The sequence below is a fragment of the Candidatus Hydrogenedentota bacterium genome, assembly GCA_019695095.1.
Lineage (GTDB): Bacteria > Hydrogenedentota > Hydrogenedentia > Hydrogenedentales > SLHB01 > JAIBAQ01.
Window position 1 is genome coordinate 23,866 of the sequence record JAIBAQ010000069.1, and the last position, 6,142, is coordinate 30,007.

Consider the following 6,142-nt stretch of genomic DNA (forward strand, 5'->3'; position numbering starts at 1 on the left):
CAACCTTAACCCGTTATCTGGCGCGGGTTATCGCGTGAGCACCTCTTCTCGCACAGATGAAGAGTTGATCGCTCTTTTGTGTGAGGGAGCCCAGGACGCACTGGCTGAGCTGGTGCGCCGGTACCAGAACGACATTTTCCGGTTTTGTCTTCACTACGTCAGAGACGTAGAACGGGCCAAGGAAATGGCCCAAGAGACATTCATCCGCGTCTATGTGGCTCGTGGCCGGTTCGACGCGGAACGAAAGTTTCGCCCGTGGGTGCTGTGTATCGCGCGAAATCTGTGCCTCAATGAGTTGAAGCGAAAGAAGGCGGTTCCCATGGAATCGCTGGAGGAGTACGCAAGCTCGGCGCGCGATGAATCGGGCGAAGTCTTCCGCTCTTCTGCCGACGGTCCCGACAATACCCTCATGACCGTCGAACGACACGAGTGGCTGTTCAAAGTGCTCGATACCCTCGACGCCGAATCACGCGAAATCGTGAACTTGCGCTTCTTCCAACGAATGGCCGCCCGCGACATCGCCGAGATTGTCGGAAGTACCGAAGGCGCCGTCCGGACCCGATTGCACCGCATTCTTCGGTCGTTACGCGACGAGTTTACCGAGTTGAAAGACGAGTTTTGAGCATGGAAAGCAAGGACCATATCCACGACGAGATCGTGGCATACCTCGAAGGCGAGCTGACTGCCGAGCAAGCAGCCCGCGTCGAAGAGTCCTTGCGTGCTTCCGATGAGTACCGCCGCGAGTACGAGTGGCTGAGCGCCGTCTATTCCACGCTTGAGAATGCAGGACGTGCTTTTGACGCCAAAGCGCCCCAAATCGACCTCGCGGATGCTGTTCTTGCCGAAGTATTCAAGATAGAACGCCAGCCCAAGGTGGTCGCAGTTCCGAAGCCGGGCGCACAGCCCAAGACACAGAAACCGTGGTGGAAGCGAGCGGCTACGCCCTTCGATTGGGGAATGGTCGCTGCATTTGCCGCGATTGCCCTGACGGTCGGTTACTTCCTCTTTGCGGACCAGTTCTTCGGAGGGGGCAATTCGAGCAACAGTATCGCCAAGAACGGTAGTCAGACACAGAATGCGACCACCGGGCCCAAGAGCGGCGGTATAGCGGAAGACTCACGCAGGAAGCTGGAACAAGCTCAAGAGATGCGCAAATTGGCGTCGAGCAGCTTGTCCAAGCACGCTTCGCCCTCAAAGAGCGAAGGCGTGTTCGAATCGACGTCTCCTCCGCCTACCGACGGCCGTCCCACAATAACGGATATTGTCAGTGCCCGGCGAGATGCGGCGGGTGGCGGGGCCGGTTTGGCGAAGCTGGTCGAATGGGCGACGCTCAAACGGGAAGAAGCGCAACGGGTAATCGATTCTCCCGACGCATCGCCGCTTGCAACCGTTGCGGCTGCCGACTCGCTGTCGCAAGCCGATGAAGAGCAAGTGCTCCTCACGGCGGTTGGAATGCTGCCCGAGGATCCCTACGCTCGCTTCGAGCTGGCGAAGAGCCTCTCCGAAGATCCGCAGAAGACCACGGAAGCGATGGCCCAGCTTCAGGCTATGCCTGACCTCGACCAGGATAACGCGCTGCCGTATTACCTCAAAGCCAAGCTGCTGCTCGAACAGGGCGACGCAGCGGGTGCGCTCGAAGCGCTTGCGGTGGCTCAGTCCAAGCGAACCGTGTCGGCGTACACGCGCGAATCCGCCCAAGCCAACGTTCAGGCCCTGATTGCAGCGGGTGTTCCTGAAGATCAAGCGAAGCTGCTCAGTGCCGTGACAGCCGGTTCGGACCAGTACTCGTATCTGACCGATCTGGGCAAAACCCTCATCGACTACGGCCGCAACTACATGGCCTCGCAGGATTATGAGACTGCCCAGGAGTTGTTCGATGCGGCGCGGACGCTCGGGTCGCAGGTGCAAGACGGCGCCAGTTTCTCTCAGGAACAATTGGCCGGGCTCGATATCCAAAGTCAGGCCATTGATGCCCTTCAAGAATTGTACAGCCAGACCGGGTCGACCGAGGAAATCGAGGCGCTTGCGAATCAGACGCTGGACCTCGTCGCGAGCATAGAAGGTCTCGATGGCATCTTCACCGCGTTGCAGCAGTTGTTCACGACGGATTACGGCGAGGACATCTGGAACACGGTGTCTGGCCTTGTCCTGAGCTACGGCGACGTCAACATCTTCCAATACCTTAGCCAAATGGGTATCACGATTCCCGGCGCGCCCAACTGATCCCCCCTAGTTCGTAATCGCCACAGTACCTAGCACTACCCCTACGCGTTGACACCTACTCAACTCGCACCGTATAACTATCAGCGCGAGATGGGGGAAAACATGCGTGTTGTGGAACGCAGACCGGTGACGGCAATTCTTCGTCTATGTTGACGCGTTTCTTCACCACCAAGGAACTGATGGTTCTTGTCGGTGTCGGCGTTGCCATGTGCGTGGGTGGAATCGCCGTGCTTGTCGCGAGGCACGCCGCACCTGCCGAAGTCGTCGTCACGCAGAACACGCCCGAAGCTCAGCCCGCTCCCGAATCCGCGCCCGTCAGTCAGCCCGTTGAACCTGCGCCCACGCCCGAACCGCCACCAGTAATCCAGGCCCCTTCAGAACCACCCAAAGTCGTTGTATCAATAATGGGGGAGGTGCTGTCGCCCGGTGTGTTCACGCTGCCCGGCACCGCGCGCGTCGATGACCTCATCGAGGCGGCAGGTGGCGCTACTCAAGATGCCGATTTCTCCGACATCAATCGCGCCGCGCTTCTCGTGGATGGATCCACCTTGACGATTCCGAAGCAGAGTCCCGCGCCCCCCGCCGACGGTCGCGTCCGTATTCGGCGTCCAGAACCTGCACCGCCCAGGAACCCTCCTCAATACACCATTACTGGCTGGCAGCCATCCTCCGAACCGGCCTCACCGGCATCAATCGCGTCGGGTGGACACAGCCCCTCGTCTTCCGCGGAAACTTCCGGGCTGGTCGAACTGAACCGCGCCAGCGCGGAACAACTGCAGACTTTACCGGGAATCGGCCCAAAACTTGCCGAAGCCATCATCGCGTATCGCAAGCAACGGCCCTTTGCCACCGTCGACGATCTGCAGAATGTCCGAGGCATCGGCCCAAAGAGGCTTGAAAGTCTCCGGTCTCTCGTCACGGTGGCACGCTGACAGCGCCTCGCGCTTGATTCCGGCCCCTCGCACAGCGGACCATGTCGCACAGCGAATGGAGAGCAAGGAGCCGAACCGTGACCAAAGCCGAGCGAAGCTGGATTCTCTACGACTGCGCCAACTCCGCACAGACCCTCATCGTAACCACCGCGATACTTCCGATCTTCTTCAAGACCGTCGCGGCGGAAGGCATGAGCGCATCCGACTCCACGTATTACTGGGCGCTCGGCAATACGGTGGCCTCGATTGTGGTGGCCATTCTCGCGCCCGTGCTGGGAGCGCTGGCCGATCATCGAGGCAACAAGAAGCGCTTCTTCGTGGCGTTCTTGCTGGCGGGCGTTGTGGCCACGGCGTCGCTGACGGTGGTCGGCGCGGGCGCATGGAAACTGTGTCTTCTGTTGTATGGACTGAGTACCATCGGATTCTACGGGGCGATCGTCTTCTACGATTCTTTCCTGGTGGATGTGACGGAAAAGGAACGTATGGACTGGGTCTCTTCGAGCGGGTTTGCCTGGGGATACATCGTCAGCGTGGTTCCGTACATCGGATGCATGGCGCTGATCCAATTCTGCGAACCGCTGGGCTTGAGCAAGATCAACGCCACCCGCATCTGCTTCGTTATCACCGCGGTCTGGTGGTTTGTGTTGACCATCCCCATGCTGCGAAATGTTCACCAGCGCTACTACGCCGAGGACACGCCCAATCCCGTCCGCGAAAGCCTGTCGCGGCTCGCCGCCACTTTGCGCGACATCCCGCGCTACAAACACTTATTCATCTTCCTAATCGCTTACTTCCTCTATATCGACGGCGTGCACACGATCTACAAGATGTCCATGGCGTTCGGTCTCGACGTGGGTATCAAGGCCAGCGAACTCATGCTCGTACTTCTGGTGACTCAAATCGCGGCTTTTCCCTGCGCCCTGATCTACGGGAAACTCGCGGGAATCTTCACCGCAAAGCGCATGATTCTCGTTGGAATTGCCACGTACTTTGCGGTCGTCGTGGTCGCGTTCTTCATCAGCAAGTCCTGGCATTTCTGGGTGCTTGCCATGCTCGTCGCCACCGCTCAAGGCGGCATCCAATCGCTCAGCCGTTCCATCTACGGCAAGCTCGTCCCCAAGCAGAGGTCGGCCCAGTTCTTCGGGTTCTATGACATCTTCGGGAAGTTCGCCGCTATACTCGGGCCGTTCATGGTCGGATACATCGGACATCTCGCGGGCAACACGCGGGTCGGCGTCTTCAGTCTCATTGCACTCTTCTTCCTCGGCGGAGCGTTGTTGCTTAGTGTCCGCGAAGAACAGGCCGTCGTGGAGGAATAGTGTGGCGAATCGTAGTTAAGACAACATCTTGGTTGACCCAAGGAAGAGTCAATCGCGGCGGAAAATAGTGGCGGCGGACAACAGGGACTGACACAAGCGTGGCGAAGCGGAGTCGTGTCTGTCTTTCGCACGAAAAAGTCGGGGTACGCTTCACTAATTTCCCCGTGCTCCCCGTGGTCTGAAGTCATTCGAGCCTGATTGTTCCTCTTATCGGAGTTCATCGGAGTTCATCGGTGGTTGAATCTCTTTTGGTTGCGGCTACGCTGCGCTAAGCCCTTTGTGTTCGTATGTGGCCGCCTTTTGGGTTGTCCCCTCGGCAATTTTCGCCACCCCGCCCCATATGCTATAGTCTCCCGATCAAGTGAAACTGCCACGCGCTACGCTGTGGTGGGGGACCACGTGCGTTGAAAGGGGTTATTGCATGAAGAACGAATTCAATCTGGTGGCGCCGCGCTTTGTGCCACCGTTAGACCCGGATTTCCGGCCTGCTGTCTTGGCAAATCGCGCGTTTCTTGCCGACGTTGATGCGTCGGGAAAGGGCGTCGATTTGGTTCTTGGACTGGAACGCGCCGACGGGTCCATTTCGCGGTTTGAGACACGCGTATTCGATGAATCGCATCCCAGCGCCGAAGCCAATTTGTCCTACGTCGAGCGAATCGTGAAGTTCCTGCTGTGGCAACGCGGTGGCTGGAAGGTCTACGTAGGCGGTCCTCGGAGCATTGGTGCGCATATTGCCTCGTGTTACGCACCCGGCGGTCCGCGCGAATTCGACTACAACTTCATGGGCGAAAGTGTCTACGAGCACACGTTCACCGTCGTCTCGTGCGATGCCAAAGACGTGCCCGCGGAAAACGAGACGACCCAGGCTCTTGGCCGTCACCTGGAAGGTTGCCGTATCGGGTTTGACCTGGGCGCCTCCGATTACAAAGTCAGCGCAGTCATCGACGGCACCGCTGTCTTCAGCGATGAGACGGTTTGGGAGCCGCGCAAACAGACCGATCCAAACTATCATTACGATTGCATCATGACCGGCCTCAAGAAGGCTGCATCGAAAATGCCGCGCGTCGACGCCATCGGCGGCAGTTCGGCTGGCGTAATCATCAACAACCGGCCGATGATCGCCTCGCTGTTCAGAGGCATCCCCAAAGATCGCTTCGACGAGGTCCACAACCTCTTCCTGCGAATTCGCGACGAGTTAGGCGTGCCGCTCGAAGTCGTGAACGACGGCGAAGTCACCGCGCTTGCGGGTTCGATGTCCCTGGAGGATAGCGGCGTGCTTGGCATCGCGCTGGGTTCCAGCGAGGCCGGCGGCTATGTGACGCTCGAAGGCAACATTACCGGGTGGCTTAATGAGCTCGCTTTTGCGCCCATCGACTATTCGCCCACCGCTCCGGCTGACGAATGGTCTGGCGATAAGGGCGTTGGCGCGCTCTATTTCTCGCAGCAGTGTGTGTTTCGCCTCGCGCCGAGGGCAGGAATTGAATTGCCCCAAGACGTCACCGATGCGGAACGGCTGAAGTTCGTTCAGGAGAAACTGGAAGCGGGTCACGAAGGCGCCCAGAAGATTTGGAAGAGCATGGGCTACTTCATGGGCTACGGCATCGCGCACTACGCCGATTTCTATCAGTTGAAACACGTGTTGATTCTGGGACGCTGCACGTCGGGCAA

Annotated in this window: 5 protein-coding genes; all 5 read left to right on the forward strand. The window is 58.7% G+C overall.

Translation table 11 applies throughout. From position 1 onward, the window contains the following. The first annotated feature begins 34 nt into the window (after nucleotides 1–34). Nucleotides 35–622, forward strand: a complete 588-nt coding sequence (locus K1Y02_13025) for a sigma-70 family RNA polymerase sigma factor (protein ID MBX7257279.1) — start codon at nucleotides 35–37, stop codon at nucleotides 620–622. Nucleotides 623–624: 2 nt separating this feature from the next. Then, nucleotides 625–2,223, forward strand: a complete 1,599-nt coding sequence (locus K1Y02_13030) for a hypothetical protein (protein MBX7257280.1) — start codon at nucleotides 625–627, stop codon at nucleotides 2,221–2,223. Nucleotides 2,224–2,369: 146 nt separating this feature from the next. Continuing rightward, nucleotides 2,370–3,155, forward strand: coding sequence for a ComEA family DNA-binding protein (locus K1Y02_13035; GenBank protein ID MBX7257281.1), 786 nt, complete (start codon nucleotides 2,370–2,372; stop codon nucleotides 3,153–3,155). 41 nt (nucleotides 3,156–3,196) lie between these two features. Further along, nucleotides 3,197–4,474: an MFS transporter gene (locus K1Y02_13040; GenBank protein MBX7257282.1), complete on the forward strand. Its 1,278-nt coding sequence runs from the start codon at nucleotides 3,197–3,199 to the stop codon at nucleotides 4,472–4,474. Nucleotides 4,475–4,895: 421 nt separating this feature from the next. Further along, a partial coding sequence (locus K1Y02_13045) for an ROK family protein (GenBank protein ID MBX7257283.1) occupies nucleotides 4,896–6,142 on the forward strand: 1,247 nt, incomplete at its 3' end.